We start from the raw sequence: 21017 nt of genomic DNA on the forward strand, positions 1-21017 counted from the left end.
GTGCCGACCGGATGACCGGCCGCTGGAACCGGATGGCATCCGGCGGGTTGGATCCATTCGGAACCTAAGTTCCGGCCCCAGGAGCCTGCCCCCGAAATGTCGCAAGACCATCCCCCTGAGTATCGCCCCATGAGCATCGACGGCCTGTCGGACGACAAGGACACCCCGCATTACGACGGTCCGGCCGGCGGCTGGGGATCGGTCGGGTCGATGGCCCGCATCATGGGAGAGGAACGGCCGACCCCCGCCGTGCTCGACACGCTGCGCCGGCAGAACAAGCCCGGCGGCTTCATGTGCGTGTCCTGCGCCTGGGCCAAGCCGGCCAAGCCGCACACCTTCGAATTCTGCGAGAACGGCGCCAAGGCGACGATCTGGGAACTGACCAGCCGACGCTGCACCCCCGACTTCTTCGCCCAGCACACGGTCACGGAGTTGAAGGGCTGGAAGGATTACGATCTGGAGCAGCAGGGGCGGCTGACCCACCCGATGCGCTATGACCGCGCCACCGACCGCTATGTGCCCTGCGGCTGGGACGAGGCCTTTGCCGCCATCGGGGCGGAGCTGCGCGCCATCGATCCGAAGCAGGCGGTGTTCTACGCCTCGGGCCGCGCCAGCCTGGAAACCTCCTATCTCTACGCGCTGTTCGCGCGGCTCTACGGGCACAACAATTTGCCCGACAGCTCCAACATGTGCCACGAGACGACCTCGGTCGGTCTGAAGAAGGTGATCGGCTCGCCGGTCGGCACCTGCGTGCTCGACGATTTCGACAGCTGCAACGCCATTTTCTTCTTCGGCCAGAACACCGGATCGAACAGCCCCCGGCTGCTCCACCCGTTGCAGGAGGCGGTGAAGCGCGGGGCGAAGATCGTCACCTTCAACCCCGTGCGGGAAAAGGGGCTGGAGAGCTTCCGCAACCCGCAGAGCCCGCTGGAGATGCTGACCGGCAAGGAGACGCAAATCTCCACCCTCTATTTCCAACTGAAGGCCGGCGGCGACATCGCCGCGATCACCGGCATGATCAAGCATGTGCTGGCGGCCGAGGAGGAGCGCAAGGTGGAGGGCAAGCATGTCCTCGATCACGACTTCATCGCCCAGCACACCGCCGGCTTCGAGGAAATGAAGGCGCGGGTCGACGCCATCGGCTGGGAGGAGATCGAGGAGGAGTCCGGCCTGACCCGCGCCGACCTGAAGCAGGCCGCCGACATCTACATCGAGGCGGAACGCTCCATCGCCATGTACGGCATGGGCCTGACCCAGCAGGTGCGCGGATCGGAGACGCTGGGGGCGCTGGTCAATCTGTGGCTGCTGAAGGGCAACATCGGCCGCGACGGCGCCGGCATCTCGCCGGTGCGCGGCCATTCCAACGTCCAGGGCCAGCGCACCGTCGGCATTTCCGAAAAGCCGGAGCTGGTGCCGCTCGACCGGCTGGCTGACCAGTACGGCTTCGAGCCGCCGCGCAAGGAGGGGCTGAACACCGTCAAGGCCTGTGAGAAAATCCTGTCGGGAGAGGTGAAGGCTTTCATCGGCCTCGGCGGCAACTTCGTCCGCGCCATCCCCGAGCGTGAGCGGATGGAGGCGGCCTGGACGCGCCTGCGCCTGACCGTACAGATCGCGACCAAGCTGAACCGCAGCCACCTGATCAACGGCGAGGTCGCCTATCTTCTGCCCTGCCTGGGCCGGTCGGAGGAGGATGTGCAGGAGAGCGGCGCACAGGCGGTGACGATGGAGGACAGCCTCAGCTGCATCCACGGCTCGCTCGGCACCAACACGCCGGCCAGCCCGCATCTGAAATCGGAGGTCGCCATCGTCGCCGGCATGGCCAAAGCGACCCTGCCGCCGAATCCGAAGGTGACCTGGGACGCGTGGGTGGCCGATTACCGCCGCATCCGCGCCCTGATCGAGGCGACCTATCCCGACCAGTTCCACCATTTCAACGAGCGGGTCTTCACCCCCGGCGGCTTCTACCGCGGCAACCCGGCGCGGGAGCGGATCTGGAAGACGGAGTCCGGAAAAGCCAACTTCACCCCGCCGGGCAAGCTGCGCGCCATCGGCTTCGAGGATGCGCCGGGGCGCTGGCGTCTGATGACCATGCGGTCGAACGACCAGTTCAACACGACGATCTACGGCTATTCCGACCGCCTGCGCGGCATCGAGGGCACCCGCGACGTTCTGCTGATGAACCCCCTGGACATTGCCGCCGCCGGCTTGCGCGAGGGTCAGGTGGTGGCACTGGCGAGCGACGCCGGCGACGATGTCGACCGCCAAGTGGGCGGCCTGACGGTGACGCCCTTCCACCTGCCGCGCGGCTGCCTCGGGGCGTACTACCCGGAGATGAACCCGCTGATCCCGCTGTGGTATCACGACGAGGCGTCTAAGACGCCCGCCGCAAAGGGTGTGCCGGTGCGGATTTTGGCGGAGGGCAATGTGCCAAAAGTCCCCTCTCCCCCCCGGGGAGAGGGTTAGGGTGAGGGGGACGCGAAGCGAGGATTTTCATCAAGCATCGTGCACTCCCCGGTCCCCACCAAATCCACCCTATGCATCCCCCTCACCCCGACCCTCTCCCCGGGGGGGAGAGGGGGAGATCCTGGCCCCCCTCAGTGCGCCTCTTCCCAATTGTCGCCAATGCCGGCTTCCGCCACCAGCGGCACGCCGAGATGCGCCGCCCCCTCCATCACCTCGCGCACGATCCGCGCCGCGTCCTCGGCCTCCGCTTCGGGCACCTCGAACAGCAGTTCGTCATGCACCTGCAGCAGCATCCGCGCGTTGCTGCCCGCAGCGGCCAGCGCGCCCGGCATACGGTTCATCGCGCGCTTCATGATGTCGGCGGCGGTCCCCTGGATCGGGGCGTTGATCGCCTGACGCTCGGCGAAGGCGCGGCGGGCGGCGTTCTTCTCCTGGATGCCGGGCATGTAGCAGCGGCGGCCGAACAGGGTCGCCACATAGCCGTGCTGGCGGGCGAAGGCCTTCGTCGCCTCCATCCACACCTTCAGCTCGTGGAAGCGCTCCAGATAGGTCTTGATGAAGGCGTTGGCCTCCCCCGGCGCGATGCCGAGCTGGCGGCCCAGCCCGAAGCCGGAGATGCCGTAGATGATGCCGAAGTTGATCGCCTTGGCCTTGCGGCGGATGTCCGGCGTCATCTGCTCCAGCGGGATGCCGAAGACCTGGGCGGCGGTGGCGGCGTGAATATCCAGCCCGTCGCGGAAGGCGTCCTTCAACGCCTGGATGTTCGCCATCTCCGCCACCAGACGCAGCTCGATCTGCGAATAATCGACGCTCAGCAGCTTGTAGCCGGGGGATGCCACGAAGGCGCGGCGGATCTTCTTGCCCTCCTCCGTCCGCACCGGGATGTTCTGCAGGTTGGGGTCGGTCGAGGACAGGCGGCCGGTGTTGGTCGCCGCCAGCGCGAAGGCAGTGTGGACGCGGCCGGTGACCGGGGAGATCTTCTCCTGCAACGCGTCGGTGTAGGTGCTTTTCAACTTGGCGAGCTGGCGCCAGTCGAGCACGCGCTGGGCGATGGTGTGGCCCTGCTCCGCCAGTTCCTCCAGCACGCTGCTGTCGGTGGAATAGGCGCCGGTCTTGCCCTTCTTGCCGGTGCCGAGCTTGAGACTGTCGAACAGGATCTCGCCCAGTTGCTTGGGCGAGCCGATGTTGAAGCTCTGGCCGGCGAGCGCATGGACGTCCTTCTCGATCTCGGCGAGGCGGAGCGACAGGCTCTGCGACAGGTCGGACAGCGCCTTCTTGTCGATGTGCACGCCGGCCCGCTCCATGTCGGCCACCACCGGGACCAGCGGGCGGTCGAGCGTTTCATAGACGGTGACCATGCGGTCGTCGACCAGCCGCGGCTTCAGCAGCGTCCACAGCCGCAGCGTGATGTCGGCGTCCTCGGCGGCATAGGCCAGCGCCTTGTCCAGCGGCACGCGGTCGAAGGTGATCTGGTTCTTGCCGGTGCCGCAGACCTCCTTGAAGGGGATCGGCGTGTAGGCGAGGTGCAGCTCGGCCAGCTCGTCCATGCCGTGGCCATGCGAACCGCCTTCCAGCACATAGGAGATCAGCATGCTGTCGTCGACCGGCGACACCGCGATGCCGTTGCGGGCGAACAGCTGGTGGTCGAACTTGAAGTTGTGGCCGATCTTCAGGACAGACCGGTCCTCCAGCACGTCCTTCAGGATCGCCATCGCCTCGTCGGTCGGGATCTGCACCGGCGGCGTCGGGGCTTCGAAGTCGAGCTGGCCGGCCGCCGCCGCTCCCTCCGCCTTGTGGGCGAGCGGGATGTAGCAGGCGATGCCCGGCTCGGTCGACAGCGAGACGCCGACCAGCGTGGCGGTGGCAGGCGTCAAGCTGTCGGTCTCGGTATCGACCGCCAGCACGCCGGTCTCGCGCGCCCGCTCGACCCAGCGGCGCAGCGCATCGGCGTCCTGCACCAGCTCGTAGCGCACCTCCGGGACGTTCAGCACCGTCTTGCGGGCCGGGCGGTCCTCCGCGGCCGGGCTTTCGGCCGCCGCCGCGGACTTCACGGCAGGGGTTGGCATCGAGCCGGGGGCCGGGAGCGAACCGCCGGCGCCGTCGGCGATGCGGCCGTCCTTCTGCATCTCCATCTCGACGCGCGAGACGATGCTGCGGAAGCCCTGGGCACGCAGGAAGTCGATCAGCCGCTGGTGGTCGGGCTCGCGCACCCGCAGCTCGTCCAGCGGCTTGGGCGGCGGCACCTGATCGTCGAGCAGGACCAGACGGCGGGAGACGCGGGCCAGATCGGCGAACTCGATCAGCTTCTGGCGGCGGGCCGGCTGCTTGATCTTCTCGGCGTTGGCCAGCAGGCCCTCCAGGTCGCCATACTCGGTGATCAGCTGGGCGGCGGTCTTCACGCCGATGCCGGGCACGCCGGGGACATTGTCGACGCTGTCGCCGGCCAGCGCCTGGACGTCGACCACCTTGTCCGGCGGGACGCCGAACTTCTCGAACACCTCGTCGGGGCCGATGGCCTTGTTCTTCATCGGGTCGAACATGCCGACACCGGGACGGACCAACTGCATCAGGTCCTTGTCCGACGACACGATGGTGACCGGCCGCCCGGCCTCCTGCGCCAGACGGGCGTAGGTGGCGATCAAATCGTCGGCCTCGAAGCCCTCCAGTTCCAGGCAGGGCAGGCAGAAGGCCTCGGTCGCCTCGCGGATCAGGGCGAACTGCGGTTTCAGCTCCTCCGGCGGCTCCGGGCGGTGGGCCTTGTAGTCGGGGTAGAATTCGTTGCGGAAGTTCAGGCGCTTGCTGTCGAAGACCACCGCCACGGCTTCCGCCTTGGCGTCGGCCAGCAGCTTCAGCAGCATGTTGGAGAAGCCCAGCACCGCGTTGACCGGCGTGCCGTCCGGTCGTGTCAGCATCGGCAGCGCGTGGAAGGCGCGGAAGATGAAGCCCGAGCCGTCGACCAGATACAGGCCGCTGCCGTCACCGCCCGAACTGGTGCCGTCCGAAGCGGGGCTGCCGGTGGCGGGGGTGTTCTCGGAGGCGGCGGTGGCATCTGTCATGGTGGTCTCTCGTCCCTTCCTTGCGGGCGCTACCATCGCCGAAGGAGGGCCGGGAGTCGAGTGCCGAGACCGGGATGGAGCGCCCCGTCAGCAGCTTGTGGTCAGTCGGCGCTGTCCTCCACCGCGCTGGTCACCACCGGACCGACGAAGGCATAGCCGACGCCATGCACCGCCTGCACCGGCAGGGCGCAGCCGCTGCGCTCCTCCACCTTGATGCGCAGGCGGCGGACCAGGGAATCGATGGAGCGGCTGTAGGGGTCCCAATCGCGGCCGGTCAGGGTGACGGAAATGTCCTGGCGGCTGACCGCCTCACCGGGGGCGGCGACCAGCAGGGAGAGAAACTTGTATTCCGTCGCGGTCAACGGCACGGCGGAGCCGGTCGGCGGCTGGATGCGCCATTCGATGTCGTCGAACACCCAGACCTTGCGCGAGTCCGCAGGAGCGTGAGCGGGGGCAGATGTCGGACCGGCCGCCGGCACCGGCATCCCCGCCGATGGCTCCGCGGCCGGGTGCGGTGCGGCGCCCTTCTGCATCCGGCGCATCAGCGCCTTGATCTGCGCCTCCACCTCGCGGAAATCGACCGGCTTGACCAGATAGACGTCGGCGCCCAGCTCCAGCCCGATGACACGGTCGATCAGTCCGGATCGCGCCGTCAGCATGATGATGGCGGCCGAACAGCTGGCGCGGACGCGGCGGGCGACCGAGAATCCATCCTCGTCCGGCAGATTGATGTCGAGCACGATCACATCGGCCGGGCCCGCCTCCAGCAGGCGGTCCAGTTCCGCGCCGCGCGACGCACCCTCCACCTCGAACCCGCAGCGGTCGAGATATTCGACAAGATCGTCACGAAGGTCGGCTTCGTCCTCGACCACAATGATCCGGGCCACGACGCCTCACGCCCCCATTCACATTCATATGAAGTTATATTAAACGCCCGAAGCGGTTACGCAAACCATATCGGACGGATGGGATAAACCCCGGTCCCGCAAATCCGGTTCCGGCCCGCTACCTTTCGGACAGGTAACGGTCGCCGACCGTCGCAGAATAGCGGCCCACCCACTCGCGGTCGATGGCGTCGAGGCGGCCCTTCCCCTTCATCTCCGCAAGGCAGCGGTCGAAGTCGGCGCGCAGCTGTTCGTCGCGGAACACCATGCTGTAAGCGGTGGGCGGGAAGATGGCGGTGAACTGCACCGGCTGGGCCGGGTCGAAGGGCAGGCCGCCGGCCGCCTTCGCCTTTTCCTGAAGCTGGCGGTTGTATTCGGCGAAGATCAGGCCGTCGGCCAGAACCGCGTCGACCCGCCCGGCGAACAGCAGGTTGGAATGCACCATCTGGTCGGCACGTTCGCGGAAATCGCCGAAGCTGGGGATGGCGGCGCGCAGCCCCGGCAGCACGTCCGGCGCGCCGGAAAAGGTGATGACGCGCTTGCCCGCCAGATCGGCCAGCGACTGCACGGTCAGGCCGCTGCTTTTCAGCACGGAGGCGCCGTTGTGGTAGAGGATGTAGGGGGCGGAGCGGGCTCCCGGCATCTCCATGCCCGCCGGGACGGTGGAGACGGCGTCGATCTGCCCTCCCGTTTGCCCACCAGCCTGCGCGGTTCCCTGGACGCCGTCGCGGTAATCGTTCCAGTGGCGGCCGAAGGGGACGACCTTGTAATGCGCCTCATGCCCGCAGGCGGCCAGCGTCTCCGTGATGATGCTGGCCTCGCGCCCGGTGCCGTCGGCGCTCATCATCGGCGGCAGTTCCGGCGCCAGCACGGTAACCGGACGCGCGGCGGCGGGCAGCGCCGTCGCTGTCAACGCGGCAAGAACCACCACGCCGGCAGCGGCACGTCCGGCCGGAACGATCCGCGGGATAACGAACGCACGAACACCAAACGCCATCCTTCGCTCTCCCCCACAAGACAGCTCCAGCCGCCGGCTCTTGCCACAAGCAACCCTATCCGAAGGTAGCACGGCCGATGACGCGGGCGTCCACGGGAAAAACCACTGTCCCCCAAAGGCCTCAGCCGGTTGGCTGCGCCGTTGTTACAGTTCGTCGCAATTGGACGGGAATGGTCTCGGCCGGTTTCCGATTGTTCCCGTTTTCCCGGACGTACCGACACTGTATGAAAGCGGTGCCGAATGTTATTTCAGGACTGATTAATCCCGTTGTGCTAAGGGTAAGCTCATCCGCCACATGCATCATGCCCACCGGCCGGTTCGATGACTGTCGGCATGCTGCACGCGAGGGTGGATTTACTGATGCGCTTGGGACTATCGCGGACTTGGCAACCAGGACCGCGGCTCAATTGAAACCCGCCATGGACACGGAACGCCCGATCGGCCGGGTCAGGAGGATGTGGATGAGCGTCACGGGTTGGGACGACACCGAATCCTATACGCTGCGCGGCGCCGGCCCCCAGGGGTCGGGCGACGAGGTGGTCCGTGCCGGCGGGTCGTCGCTGCTGACGCGCGTCATCCTGATGATCGTCGGCTGCACCCTGCTGGTCGGGCTGATCGCCATGGGCGTCTCCTCCGTCCTGGTCGGCCGGCAGCAGAGGGAGGCGCTGACCCACCGCGCGACCCTGGTCGGCACGCTCCAGGCGTCGGCCATGGGGCAGGCGGTGTGGGAGTTCGACACCCGCGCGGTGGAGGCGATGATCCGCGGCCTGTTGGCCGAGGATGCGGCGGTGCGCAGCGTCAAGGTATGGGCGGCGTCCGGCGGCCGCGGCGGCCATGGCGAGCCGCTGGTGGCGCTGGAGCGTCCGGCCGGCCGGGCCGAGCTGACGACCGTCGAAAGGCAGATCGTCATGTCCGGCGGCAACGGCGAGCGCACGATGGTCGGCCTGCTGCGCATGACCTATTCGCTGGAGGAGGCGGAAAGCGCCACCATGACCGCGCTGGCGCCGATGGCCGGGCTGGTCTTCTTCTCGCTGCTCGCCGTCATCGGCATGATCAGCATCCTGCTGAACCGGCTGGTGCTGGCGCCGCTGGCCCGGCTGACGCGCTCCGCCGGAGCCATCGCCGCCGGCGACTACCGCGTCCGTCTGCGCAACACCCGTGCCGACGAGATCGGGCAGCTGACCGTCGCCTTCAACCACATGGCGGAAACCGTCCACGACTACACCGAGCGGCTGGAACAGCGCGTTGCCGAACGGACGGAGGAACTGCGCCAGTCGAACGACCAGCTGGCGGTCGTCAACCGGCAGGTGATGGACAGCATCCAGTACGCCAGCCTCCTGCAATCCGCCATCCTGCCCGACGAGCGCGAGATGGCGCGGCATCTCGACGGCGTCTGCGTGCTGTGGCGTCCGCGCGACGTGGTGGGCGGCGATTTCCACATCTTCCGCGAGTTGGAGGACGGCCGCTTCCTGATCGGCGTCGCCGACTGTTCCGGCCATGGCGTGCCGGGCGCCTTCATGACGATGACGGTGTCCGCCGTTCTGGACCATGTGCTGTCGGAAACGCCGGACAGCGATCCGGCGACGATCCTCGGCGGCCTGAACCGCATGGTGCGCGCCGCGCTGGCCCGCGGGCGCGACAACCCGCGTTTCGACAACGGCCTGGACATCGGGCTTTGCCTGGTGCGGCCGGACAAGGGCGACCTGCTGTTCGCCGGCGGCCGGATCGGCCTGCACATCATCGACTCCTCTGCTGACGGCACCGTCAGCGAAGTGAAGGGCGATGCGCAGAGCCTGGGCTATCGCCGGTCCGACAGCGGCCACCGCTTCACCACCCACCGGGTAGAACTGGCGCCGGGCCGCAGCTTCTACCTGACCACCGACGGCTTCCTCGACCAGGCCGGCGGCACCCGCGGCTTCGGCTTCGGCAACCGCCGCTTCACCGCGATGCTGCTGGAGCATGACGCGATCCCGATGACGGAGCGCCGGGCCGCCTTCGCGCAGGCCCTGGCCGACCATCAGGGCGAGCGGGCGCAGCGCGACGACATCACCCTGGTCGGCTTCACCGTTTCGCCGGCCGTTGCACCGGCCGCAACACCGGTGCTTGCGGCGGCATCCGCGCCCGACGCATCCTCATCCCACCCCGTTCACCCGTAAGGCAGGTCATCAAGGTACGATGAAAGGCAACGAACTCTTCAACCTGCAGGAGCTGCTGTCGCGGCAGAAGCTGCTGATCTGCTTCAGCGGCCCCTTCAGCCACAGCGTCATCGAAGAGCTGGGCAAGGCGGTCCGCAACCATCTGGAAAATGAGCGGATCGAAAAGTCGGCGATCATGGACGTCTTCTCCGTCTACGTGGAGCAGGCGCAGAATGTCCGCAATTACACGGCATCGCGGGAAGCGCTGGGCCGGCCGATCCCGGCCAACAGCGGCATCGTGGTGATCGGCAAGGAGGACGACCATTACGTCGTCAGCTCCGGCAATCTGGTGGAGGCGGACGATGTCCCCGGCCTGTCAGCGATGTTGGAGAAGCTGCGCGGCCTGGACAAGGCCGGCCTGAAGGCGGTCTACAAGGAACAGTCGCGCAAGCCGCGCGAGGCGGGCGCCAGCGGCGCCGGGCTGGGCCTGATCGACATGGCGCGCAAGGCCACCCGGCCGCTGGAATATTCATTGCGCGCGGTCGATGACACCTATTTCTTCTTCAGCCTTGAAGTGCAGCTATAAGAAATCACGGAATACACATAATGGACAGTTTGCGGATCGAGGCAACCTCCTGCTCTCCCCTGATCGATTTCGATCCGGCGGCCGGGCTGCTGCGCATCGAAGGTGAATCCTATCCGGAGAACTCCTTCGATTTCTATGCGCCGGTGTTCAACTGGCTGGAGGATTATCTGAAGGCCCCCGCCCCGGCGGTGGTGCTCGACATCGGGCTGAGCTACCTCAACACCAGCAGCATCAAATGCATGATCGACGTGCTGGAAATGCTGGACGGCGCCCACCAGAAGGGCCAGACGGTGTCGGTGCGCTGGCATTACGACAGCGACAACGACCGCGCGCTCGAAATGGCGGAGGAGTTTGCCGAAGACGTGTCTCTGCCGTTCGAAATTTTGGCCCACTGACGGCGCGCTGAGTACCCGAAATGCCGATGCGCTCACAGGAACAGGAGCTTCGTCAATGGGTGGAGCGGCTGGCCGAGGATCCGGCCAATGCCGACAACCCGCTGCTGGCGGAATTCCGGACGCTGGCGGAACGGCATGGCAAGCTTTTGCGCCAGTTCCACAAGATCGCCAAGATCAGTGACCGTCTCCAGACCGAGACCAAGGAGATGGCGCGCCAGCAGCGGCAGTTCGTGCTGATGGTCAGCCACGAATTCCGCACGCCGCTGGCGATCATCGACAGCGCCTCGCAGATGCTGGAGCTGGAGCCGAAGCTGCCGGTTTCGGCGATGCCGCGGGTCGGCAAGATCCGCAACGCGGTCCAGCGGATGCTGCACCTGATCGAACGCTGCCTGACCAATGACCGGCTCGGCACCGTGGCGGCGCGGCCGGTGGCCTTCGACCTTGCGGCGATGCTAACCGCACTGGCGGGCGAGATGGCAGGGACCGCCACCAACCACCGGTTCGAACTGCACGGCCTCGACCGTCCGGTGCCCATTCCCGGCGACCGCGACCTTTTGGCCGTTGTGTTTTCCAACCTGATGGAGAACGCTGTCAAATATTCGCCGAACGGGGGCACGATCCGCCTCGACCTCTCGGTCGGCGACGGCGCCGTCGGCAGCCCCTGTGGGGGTCCTGGCGGCCAGGTGACGGTGCGGATCACGGACCAGGGGATCGGCGTCAACGCAGCCGACGCGGCACGGCTGTTCGACAAGTATTTCCGTGCGTCCAACGCGGCGGGGACGACCGGGGCCGGGCTTGGCCTCCACCTTGCCCGCTGCATCGTGGACACCCACGGCGGCGGCATCTCGGTGGCGAGCGAACCGGGCCAGGGCTCGGCCTTCACCGTCCGGCTGCCGGTCGCACGGGCGGCGACGCCCACAGCGGCACCGGCAGCGGCGGCGCTTCCGGTGCCGGAGACGTCGCCATGACAGGGGCTGCCGACTCCGAGGTCGGCAATTCCGGCGGCACGACGGTAACGGGCTTGCCCAGACGCTGGGCCTTGCGGCGGGGAACGATGGGCATGATGCTGCAGGAACAAAAGCTTCAGGATTGGGTCGCCCGTCTCGCGGCCAACGAGGATTATGCCGGCCATCCGCTGATGCAGGAGTTCCGCGCGCTCGCCAACGACCACATGAAGCTGATGCGGCAGCTGACCAAGATCGCCAAGATCAGCGACCGCATTCAGACCGACACCCGCCAGATGGCGCGCACGCTGCACGCCGCATCGCAGACCGACCCGCTGACCGATCTGCCGAACCGCCGCCAGATGATCGAGCGGCTGGAGGCCGAGCTGTGCCGCGTCAGCCGCAACGGCAGCGGCTTCGCGCTGATCATGCTGGACATCGACCATTTCAAGGACGTGAACGACGCCTTCGGCCATGCCGCCGGCGATCACGTGCTGGTGGAGGCCGCCGGCCTGCTGCGCCGGAACCTCCGCCTGCACGACCTGTGCGCCCGTTGGGGCGGAGAGGAATTCCTGATCCTGTTGCCCGGCAGCGATCAGATCCAGGCCGAAACGGTCGCGGAAAAGCTGCGGCAACTCATCGCCCACCATCCGTTCGTCCACCAGGACAGCAGCCTCACGGTGACGCTGAGCCTTGGCGTCGCATCCTATCGCCAGGGTCAGACCGCCGACGCCTGCATCCAGGAGGCCGACGACGCGCTCTACATCGCCAAGCGCGCCGGACGCAACCGTTGGGCGGCCGCCGCCTAACTCGAAGACGGTGCCGCTTCGGCAACCGGCACCGGCGCGGCACCGATGTTCAGCTCCTCCAGCTGCGCCAGCGCCCCGGCCATGCCGGTGGCGACCAGATTGGCGTCGGTCTCGGCGCTGGCCCGCTCCGGCACCTCGGATTCCGGATGCGCGCTCCACAGGCAGAGCAGGATCGGCACGCGCGGACCGAAATGCATCCGCAGGCGGCGCATCATCCGCCGGCAATGGCCAAGCGCCGTGGGGTTGAGCGAGGACAGCACCACCGCATCCACCCCCGTGGTGCCGAGGCTGGCGATGGCGCGGGTCGATGCCTTCTCGCAGGGCACGACATCGGCATGGATGCCGCGTCCGGTCAGCAGATAGGCGAGAAGCCCGGCCGCCGCCTCATCCAGATTGTTGCGGGCCCCGACGCAGAGCACGCGCGGCGCATTGTCGGCAGGCGCGGTTGCGTCCGAAAGCTCGTCCAGCAGTCCCGCCATGCCCTCGGCCACCGCCTGCCGCCCGTCCGGATTGAGGGAGCCGCGCTGGCGCTCCTGTTCGGCCAGCGACAGGGCGGGCAGCAGCAGCCCGTCGGCCAGCTCCACCGGAGTGCATTTGCCGAGCCGCTCCTCGGCAAGCTCGGTCGCCTCCACCGGATCGCGGGCCAGCAGGCGCTGGTAGATCTTCGCCTCGTCGGGCAGGACCGGGCGGTCGCCGAGCATCACCTCCAGGAAATGCAGCTGCGGCACATGGCGGCCGAGCACCACGAGGCAGACGGTCAGCGGCGTCGCCAGTAAAAGGCCGATCGGCCCCCACAGCGTCGTCCACACCACCGCCGCGACGATGATGGCAAGCGAGGACAGGCCGGTCGCCGTTCCGTAGAGCCAGGGCTCCACCACATTGTTGGAGAACAGTTCCACCGCCACGAACAGGGCGATGCACAGCAACGGCAGGGTCCAGCCGGTATCGACCGCGAAGGACAGCAGGATCGGAAAGGCCGAGGCGATCACCGGCCCGAGGAACGGGATGAAGCGCAGCACCGTCGCCAGCAGCCCCCACAGCAGCGGGTTCGGCACGCCGAGCAGCCAGAGCCCGACACCGATGGGCAGCCCGTAGGTCACGTTCACCACCACCTGCATCAGCAGATAGCGGCTGACCCGCTCGCCGGCGTCGTTCATCGCCTCCGTCGTCCGGCTGAGATCGCCGGAGCCGACCAGCCTGATCATGCGGTCGCGCAGATCCTCCCGCTGCAACAGCATGAAGATGGTGAAGACCAGCACCATGCCGGCGGTGGCGATCGGCGTCATCGCCGGGCCGAGCACCCGGCTGACGAGGTCGAAGACCCCGGTGTCGGACTGGTCGATGCGCACCGGGACCGGTTCACGGTGCGTCGGCGCGCCGGCCTGCGACGCCGGGCCGGCGCCGGGCAGTTGGTTTGGGGCAGCACCGGCGGTGGCGCGCTCGATCTCCTGTTGCAGGTCGCGGAAGGCGTCCGTCGCCTGCTTCAACGCGCCGCGGTCGCCGGCCGATGCGGTGGCGCTGCGCAGCGACTCGATCTTGGTGTGGATGTTGCGCTGGTAGGTCGGCAGATTGTCGGCCAGATCGCCCAGCTGGCTGCCCACCACGGCACCGAAGCCGGTGATGCCGAGGAACAGCAGCGCCACCACCGCCAGCACCGACGGCACGCGGCCGAGATGCCAGCGCTGAAGCCGGGTGACGATGGGCGTCAGCACGAAACTGAGCAGCACCGCCAGCGCGATGGGCATCAGGATGTCGGCCGCCAGATACAGCGTCACCACGATCAGCGTGATGATCAGCAGGATCGTCTGGGTGGAAACGAGAGGAGCGGCCTTCGTCACCGCGATGGGGCGTGCCTGTAGTCGGCGAGCGGTGTCCTCGGCCATGATCGTCGGGCTTTCCGGAAAGGAGAATGCCCGACATGAACACCGGCCGCGCCGGCACGTTCCCTCGCCGGCCCCGTCACGGCGGCGAGGGTCGCCAAACCATGATTGGGCCCGTCAGGGAAGCGGCTGCTGCTGGGTGATGCAGTGGATGCCGCCGCCGCCGCGGACGATGTCGAGTGCCGCGATCTGCATCACCTCGCGGTCGGGGAAGGCCTTGCGGACGACGCGGAACGCCTCGTCGTCGGCCGGATCCTCGAAGGCCGGCATGACGATGCCGCCGTTGGCGATGTAGAGGTTGGTGTAGGACAGGGTCAGGCGCACGCCGTTCAGATCGCGGCGGGCGGGCTGCTGGATGGTGATGACCTCCAGTTCACGGCCCTTCGCGTCGCGGGCACGCTTCAGCCGGTCGAGATTGTCCTGGAAGATCTTGAAATTGGGATCGCCGGGATCGTCGGTGGTGATCGCCATCACCACGCCCGGGCGCACGAACAGCGCGATCTCGTCGATGTGGCCGTCGGTCTCGTCGTCCTGATAGCCCTGCCCGAGCCAGATCACCGTCTCGACGCCGAGATGGTCCTTCAGCTGCTGCTCGATCTCCTCCCGCGACAGGCCGGGATTGCGGTTGGGATTCAGCAGGCACTGTTCGGTGGTGATCAGCGTCCCCTCCCCGTCCACATGGAAGGAGCCGCCCTCCATCACCAGCGGGGCGGAAATGCAGGGGAGCTTGAGATGGTCGAGAATCAGGCGGCCGACCTGCTGGTCCTTGTCGCTGCCCTGGTAATTGCCGCCCCAGGCGTTGAAGCCCCAATGAACGCCGGCCAACCCGCCCTTGCCGTCGATGACGAAGCTGGGGCCGGTATCGCGAATCCAGGAATCGCTGATCGGCAGCGGCAGGATCTGGATGCCGGGGCCGCAGGCGAGCGAGGCTTCCGCCACGTCCGCCGGGTCGCACACCATCGTCACCGGCTCGAAGCGGGAGATGGCCTGCGCGACCTCGGCATAGGCGTCGCACGCGGCGTCGAAGGCGCCCTCCGGCCAGGTTTCCGGCCGGCACGGCCACGCCATCCAGCATCCGCTGTGGCTGGCCCACTCGCCGGGCATACGGAAGCCTTGACCCGTCCCTTCACCCGTCGGCATCGGGGCGTTCGGTGTCGTCATGCGTCGATCCCTCTACCCTTTTTCAAAAGTCCCCTGCCCTTCGCAGCTGCAACACCGAAACAACGGTCGGCGGGCCGCAAGGGACCGGGACATTTTTCATCCCCATCCACCCTAACCACGGGAGCGCGCCTTTGGCAATCGCGTCCGCCGCAGCGGATGCTTGGCCTTATGGCAGAGGGGCGTCGTGCAGAGGGGCCTTGCGGCGAAGGGATTTTTAAAAAGACGCGGAAGGACGTCGCGTCGGCATGCCGGGAAAGGGATCCGACATGAGGCCCGGCTAGAGGCCGGACGGCGGGCGCAGGGCGCGGCGGGCGGTGACCGAACGGGTGGTCGCATAGGCAGTGGAAACGGGACTGAAAAATCCAAGTCTCAACAAGGGGAACCACAGGAGCGCGCGCATGGCACGGCCTCTTTCGCTGTTGACGATGACATCACCATAGCAAAAGAAACGGGCAATTGCCATCCGCGGCGGCAGAGGTCTGCTGCGCGCGGATGGGTAGGTCTGCGGAACGCTTAAAAAGACCGGTCGGACGCTCCGGATCAGCCGTTCTGGATCGCCATCTGCTCGTCGCGTTTGCGTTGCCGTTCCTGGCGGGCCATGACGATGCTGGCGACGAAGATGCCGGTCGCCACCACCAGAACCATCAGCGTTGCCAACGCGTTGATCTGCGGACTGATGCCGAACTTCACGCTGGAGAAGATCACCATCGGCAGCGTCGTCGAACCGGGACCGGAGACGAAGCTCGCCACCACCACGTCGTCCAGCGACAGGGTGAAGGCCAGCAGCCAGCCGGCGACCAGCGCCGGGGCGATCAGCGGCAGGGTGATGACGAAGAACACCTTGGCCGGGCGGGCGCCCAGATCCATCGCCGCCTCTTCCAGGCTGCCATCCATGCCGGCCAGCCGCGACTGGATGACCACGGCGACATAGGACATGGTGAAGGTGGTGTGGGCGATGGTGATGGTGGTGACGCCGCGCCCGTCGGGCCAGCCGAGCCATTGCTCCATCGCCACGAACAGCAGCAGAAGCGACAGGCCGGTGATGACCTCCGGCATGACCAGCGGCGCGGTGATCATGCCACCGAACAGGGTGCGGCCGCGGAACCGGCCGAAGCGGGTCAGCGCCAGCCCGGCGCAGGTGCCGAGCAGGACCGACAGCGTCGCCGACACCGCCGCCACCTGGAAGGACAGGAAGGCCGCATCCAGCAGCGCATCGTTGTGCAGCAGCTCGCCATACCATTTGGTCGAAAAGCCGCTCCACACCGTCACCAGCCGCGACTCGTTGAAGCTGAAGACGACCAGCAGTGCGATGGGGACATAGAGGAAGGCATAGCCGAACAGCAGCGCCCAGGACAGGAACCCGAACCGTTTCATTGCCCGGCCTCCGCCTGTTTGCCCTGGACATGCTGGAAGATCATGATCGGAACCACCAGAACCAGAAGCAGCGCGATGGCCACCGCCGACGCCACCGGCCAGTCGCGGTTGGCGAAGAACTCGTTCCACAGCACGCGGCCGATCATCAGCGTGTCCGGGCCGCCCAGCAGTTCAGGCGTCACGAACTCGCCCACCGCCGGAATGAAGACCAGCAGCGAGCCGGCGATGATGCCGGGCAGCGACAGCGGCAGCGTGATCGCCAGGAAGGACTTGAAGGGACGGGAGCCGAGATCGGCCGCCGCCTCCAGCAGGCTGGGGTCCATCTTCTCCAGGGTCGAATAGAGCGGCAGGACCATGAAGGGCAGATAGCAGTAGGTCATGCCGATATAGACGGCCCAGTCGGAATAGAGGATCTCCACCGGCCCGCTGGTGATGCCCACCCATTCCAGCAGGTTGCTGATGACGCCATTGCCCTTGAGGATGCCGATCCAGGCATAGATGCGGATCAGGAAGCTGGTCCAGAAGGGCAGGATCACCAGCATCATCAGGGGCCCGCGCCGGGCCGGATCGGCCCTGGCGATGGCATAGGCCATGGGATAGCCGATGGCGAGGCACATCAGCGTGGTCACCGCCGCGATGCGCAGCGAATTCAGGTAGGCGAGGATGTAGAGGTCGTCCCCGCCCAGCCGGAAGTAATTGCTGATGTTCAGCAGGATCTGCAGCTTGGAGGTGCCGGCGTCCTCGTCGGTCAGCCAGTCCACCAGCGACGAATAGGGCGGCTGGGCGATGATCGATTCGGAGAAGCTGATGCCGAAGACGATCAGGAAGGGCACCATGAAGAACAGCAGCAGCCACAAATAGGGGATGGCGACGACCACGCCGCGGCCCCACAGCCCGATCCGGCTGAGCCCGGACACGAGGACGGAGACGACCGTCCTCATTGGGTCAGCACCACGCCGGCGAAGGGACGCCAGGTCAGGGTCACCTCATCCTCCCAGGTGATCGGCATTTCGGTGCGGCGGGTGACGTTCGGGGCGGTGACGCGCACCGTCTTGCCGGTCGGCAACTGCACCAGATAGATCGACACGTCGCCGAGATAGGCGATCTCGCGCACGATGCCGGTGGTGGTGTTGCGGCCATCACCGGCAGCAACCGGCTCCTTCGACAGGGCGATCTTCTCCGGCCGGATGGCGACGGACACCGGCGAGCCGGCCGGCGCCGGGGTGGCGTGGGAAATCAGCAGCTCGCAGCCGGCCTCCTCCGAGGCCACCAAAACCTGATCGCCTTCGGTCGAGACGACGCGGCCGTCGAACATGTTGATCGAGCCGATGAACTCGGCGACGAAGCGGTTGTGCGGGTATTCGTAGATCTCGGTCGGCGTGCCGACCTGCGCGATCACGCCATGGTTCATCACGGCGATGCGCGAGGACATGGTCATCGCCTCTTCCTGGTCGTGGGTCACGACGATGAAGGTGACGCCCAGCTTTTCCTGGATGTTGACCAGTTCGAACTGCGTGCGCTCGCGCAGCTTCTTGTCGAGCGCGCCCAGCGGCTCGTCCAGCAGCAGCAGTTTCGGCCGCTTGACCAGCGAGCGGGCGAGCGCCACGCGCTGGCGCTGGCCGCCGGACAGCTGGTGCGGGCGGCGCTTGCCGAAGGCCGAGAGCTGGACCATCCCCAGCATCTCCGTCACGCGGTCGCGGATCTCCGCCTTCGCCACCCCGTCCTGTTTCAGGCCGAAGGCGACGTTCTGCTCCACCGTCATGTGCGGGAACAGGGCGTAGGACTGGAACATCATGTTGACCGGCCGCTCATAGGGCGGGATGCCGGCCATATCGACGCCGTCGATGTAGATCCTGCCCTCGGTCGGCTGTTCGAACCCCGCCAGCATGCGCAGCAGCGTCGTCTTGCCGGAGCCGGAGCCGCCGAGCAGGGCGAAGAACTCGTTGCGGTAGATCGACAGGCTGACCTCGTCCACGGCGACGAAATCGCCGAAGGTCTTCGTCACCTTCTCGATGCGGACATAGGGAGTCTGGCCCGCGTCCTGCCACGGTTCCAGGCGGGTGGGCTTGCGAATCGGCTGACCGGCCATCCGGTTTCCTCTTTCATGACAACGCCCCGGCCGCTCCCCATCGCTGGGGATCGGCCGGGGCGGGCCAGCGCCATGGAGGCGCTTCTCAGGGGCCCCGGCTTACTTGCCGGTCTTGACCTTGGTCCACACGCGGGTGCGGGCGCGGTCGGTGGCCTGCTTGATCTGCTTCAGCGAGAACAGCTTCAGCTTGCTGTCGGCCGGCAGGAAGATGCCGGGGTTCGACTTGATGTCGTCGGCGACCGTCGCCAGCGAGGCCGGCACCGCGTTGGCGTAGCTGACCTTGTTGGAGATGTTCGCCATGTTGACCGGGTCGAGCACGAAGTTGATGTACTCGTAGGCGCCGTCCTTGTTCGGCGCGTCGGCCGGAACCGCCAGCGTGTCCCACCAGACCTGCACGCCTTCCTTCGGCGTGATGTATTCGACCTTGGCGCTCTTGGCCTCGGCGGCGCGGGCGGCACCCTGGATGGCGTCGCCGTTGTAGGCCATCACGACGCAGGCGTCGCCGCCGGCCAGGATGTTGATGTTCTCGCCGGTGACGAAGCGCTTGATGTAGGGGCGGACCGCCATCAGCGTCTTCTCGACCTTGTCCAGATCCTCCTTCTTCTCGGAGTTCGGATCGAGGCCGAGATAGTTCAGAACCGACGGGATGACGTCGATGGCCGAATCCATCACGGTGATGCCGCAGGCCGCGACCTTCTTCGCCACGTCCGGCTTGAAGATCAGATCCCAGCTGTCGAGCGCCACGTCGGGGGCGACGGCCTTGATCTTTTCCGGGATGATGGCGATGCCGACGGTGCCGCCGAGATAGGGCACGGCGTACTTGTTGCCGGGATCGGAATTCTCCAGCAGCTTCAGGACCTTCGGGTCGAGGTTCTTGTAGTTGGGGATCTTCGACTTGTCGAGCGGGCCCACCACCTTGGCTTGGATCAGGCGGGACAGGGTCGGCTCCGCGGTGGGCACGATCACGTCATAGCCGGACTTGCCGACGAGCACCTTCTGCTCCAGCAGTTCCAGGCTGTCGTACAGGTCGACCTTCGTCTCAGCGCCCGTGGCCTTGGTGAAGTCGGCGAGGGTCGTTTCACCCAGATAATCGTTCCAGATGTAGATGTTGACCGGCTTCTTGGCCTGGGCCATCGCCGGGCCGGCGATGGCGATCGCCGCGACCGCGCCGATGAGGCTGAGAGCGAGTTTTTTCATGATTTGCCCCGACCTTTTCGTGTGTGTTGCGGGCACCGCCACATCCCAACGGCTGGCCCGGCTCGCGGGCGCTATTGCACCCACGCCCGGCCATGTTGTCAACGGTTTGGGTCATGGTCGGGGACTGGTTTGCAGGCGGCGGCGATCTCGGCGAAGCCATGCGCAATCAATCGTCTACACACCGAATGTCGCAGCGGCCCGGTCGGGGTGAAGACCCGGCTTCAACGCTGCGAATCGCCGCCGGAAAGTCGCAGCCGCCCATCCGGGTCCTGGGGCTGGCAAATGGCGACCGGCCGCGACCCCAGCGGTTCCGGAGAACCCGCAAGGGAGTGTCGCGGCCGGCAAAGGAAACCCTTTCCCCAGATAATGGCCTGCTGGCCGGAACCTGGGTCGCCCGTCTTTAAAATTGCGTGCCCTGGTATTTGTGCTCGCGAATATGCGGTCAGTTATACCCACCTTTCTTTTCCGGTCAATGCCCGAATCGTGTCATTCCATTTTCAAATTGAAAGATACCATGACGAAATTCGTCGCCATATCATGGTACTCAGCGACATGCCGACAGTCGTTTGCCGCTGATGGTGTTGCAGTGCAAAAGAAGGCCCCGAGACTGTTGTCACGGGGCCTTCCTATTTTTCAGCTGGGTCTATGATTTGGTTTACGGAACCTTAACTCTGTGCCGTCAGCACCACGCCCAGCACCACCAGCAGCGTGCCGATCAGGCGGGTCAGGCTGATGGTCTCCCCCAGCAGCAGCATGCCGAGCGCCAGCGTGACCAGGAAGCCCAGCCCGACGAAGGGATAGGCCATGGAAACGTCGACCTTCGCCAGGACCGCCAGCCACACCACCATGCCCAGCCCGTAGCAGGCCAGACCGGTCAGGATGTGCGGCGTGGCGACCACCGACAGGGCGATCTGTCCGGCCTCCCCCCGTGCCAGCGCGGTCGACACCGCGGGGCTGGACATGCCGATCTTCAGGGAAATCTGCGCGATGGCGGACAGGGTGACGCTCAGCAGGATCAGTCCGACGACGGCGATGGGCATGACGACT

At 66.6% G+C, this 21017-nt stretch carries 16 protein-coding genes; 6 read left to right on the top strand and 10 right to left on the bottom strand.

What is annotated here, in order from left to right:
• Positions 1–129 precede the first annotated feature (129 nt).
• Positions 130–2463, top strand: coding sequence for an FdhF/YdeP family oxidoreductase (locus ABNQ39_RS17790; protein ID WP_376962227.1), 2334 nt, complete (start codon positions 130–132; stop codon positions 2461–2463).
• A gap of 131 nt (positions 2464–2594) precedes the next feature.
• On the opposite strand, the gene polA is transcribed toward ABNQ39_RS17790, so the two are convergent.
• From polA to ABNQ39_RS17805, 3 genes are all read right to left on the bottom strand, one after another.
• The gene (gene polA, locus ABNQ39_RS17795) at positions 2595–5519 is read right to left on the bottom strand and encodes a DNA polymerase I (protein ID WP_376962229.1); all 2925 of its coding nucleotides are present in this window, start codon (positions 5517–5519) and stop codon (positions 2595–2597) included.
• A gap of 101 nt (positions 5520–5620) precedes the next feature.
• A complete protein-coding gene (locus ABNQ39_RS17800) occupies positions 5621–6406 on the bottom strand; it encodes a response regulator transcription factor (protein ID WP_376962231.1) in 786 nt (261 codons plus the stop codon).
• A 118-nt stretch (positions 6407–6524) separates the two neighbouring features.
• A complete protein-coding gene (locus ABNQ39_RS17805) occupies positions 6525–7400 on the bottom strand; it encodes a substrate-binding periplasmic protein (RefSeq protein ID WP_376962233.1) in 876 nt (291 codons plus the stop codon).
• A 461-nt stretch (positions 7401–7861) separates the two neighbouring features.
• On the opposite strand from ABNQ39_RS17805, the gene ABNQ39_RS17810 reads away from it, so the two are divergent.
• From ABNQ39_RS17810 to ABNQ39_RS17830, 5 genes are read left to right on the top strand one after another with little or no spacing between them, the layout of a single operon-like run.
• The gene (locus ABNQ39_RS17810; protein ID WP_376962236.1) at positions 7862–9556 is read left to right on the top strand and encodes a SpoIIE family protein phosphatase; all 1695 of its coding nucleotides are present in this window, start codon (positions 7862–7864) and stop codon (positions 9554–9556) included.
• A 19-nt stretch (positions 9557–9575) separates the two neighbouring features.
• A complete protein-coding gene (locus tag ABNQ39_RS17815) occupies positions 9576–10121 on the top strand; it encodes a SiaB family protein kinase (protein WP_109047716.1) in 546 nt (181 codons plus the stop codon).
• Positions 10122–10141: 20 nt separating this feature from the next.
• Positions 10142–10516: a biofilm regulation phosphoprotein SiaC gene (gene siaC, locus ABNQ39_RS17820; RefSeq protein WP_376962238.1), complete on the top strand. Its 375-nt coding sequence runs from the start codon at positions 10142–10144 to the stop codon at positions 10514–10516.
• A 20-nt stretch (positions 10517–10536) separates the two neighbouring features.
• On the top strand, positions 10537–11484 hold the full coding sequence (locus tag ABNQ39_RS17825) for a sensor histidine kinase (protein ID WP_376962240.1): 948 nt from the start codon (positions 10537–10539) through the stop codon (positions 11482–11484).
• Positions 11481–12269, top strand: coding sequence for a diguanylate cyclase (locus tag ABNQ39_RS17830; protein ID WP_376962242.1), 789 nt, complete (start codon positions 11481–11483; stop codon positions 12267–12269). Before ABNQ39_RS17825 ends, ABNQ39_RS17830 begins: the two co-directional genes overlap by 4 nt.
• Here ABNQ39_RS17830 and ABNQ39_RS17835 read toward each other — a convergent pair.
• The 7 genes from ABNQ39_RS17835 to ABNQ39_RS17865 all read right to left on the bottom strand — a co-directional run bounded on the left by ABNQ39_RS17835 (position 12266) and on the right by ABNQ39_RS17865 (position 21010).
• The gene (locus ABNQ39_RS17835) at positions 12266–14152 is read right to left on the bottom strand and encodes an AI-2E family transporter (protein ID WP_376962244.1); all 1887 of its coding nucleotides are present in this window, start codon (positions 14150–14152) and stop codon (positions 12266–12268) included. The genes ABNQ39_RS17830 and ABNQ39_RS17835 overlap by 4 nt on opposite strands.
• 114 nt (positions 14153–14266) lie before the next feature.
• Complete coding sequence (locus ABNQ39_RS17840; protein WP_376962246.1) at positions 14267–15310, bottom strand: agmatine deiminase family protein; 1044 nt, start codon at positions 15308–15310, stop codon at positions 14267–14269.
• A 540-nt stretch (positions 15311–15850) separates the two neighbouring features.
• Entirely contained in the window at positions 15851–16684 is an 834-nt protein-coding gene (locus ABNQ39_RS17845) for an ABC transporter permease subunit (RefSeq protein WP_376962248.1), read from the bottom strand.
• On the bottom strand, positions 16681–17625 hold the full coding sequence (locus ABNQ39_RS17850; protein WP_376962250.1) for an ABC transporter permease subunit: 945 nt from the start codon (positions 17623–17625) through the stop codon (positions 16681–16683). The genes ABNQ39_RS17845 and ABNQ39_RS17850 overlap by 4 nt, the downstream gene beginning before the upstream one ends.
• Complete coding sequence (locus ABNQ39_RS17855) at positions 17622–18773, bottom strand: ABC transporter ATP-binding protein (protein WP_376962252.1); 1152 nt, start codon at positions 18771–18773, stop codon at positions 17622–17624. Before ABNQ39_RS17855 ends, ABNQ39_RS17850 begins: the two co-directional genes overlap by 4 nt.
• Before the next feature lie 99 nt (positions 18774–18872).
• On the bottom strand, positions 18873–19970 hold the full coding sequence (locus ABNQ39_RS17860) for an extracellular solute-binding protein (protein ID WP_376962254.1): 1098 nt from the start codon (positions 19968–19970) through the stop codon (positions 18873–18875).
• 665 nt (positions 19971–20635) lie between these two features.
• Positions 20636–21010: an EamA family transporter gene (locus ABNQ39_RS17865; RefSeq protein WP_376962256.1), complete on the bottom strand. Its 375-nt coding sequence runs from the start codon at positions 21008–21010 to the stop codon at positions 20636–20638.
• Positions 21011–21017: the final 7 nt, after the last annotated feature.

This window comes from Azospirillum sp. A26, assembly GCF_042604635.1.
In the GTDB taxonomy this organism is placed as follows: domain Bacteria; phylum Pseudomonadota; class Alphaproteobacteria; order Azospirillales; family Azospirillaceae; genus Azospirillum; species Azospirillum palustre.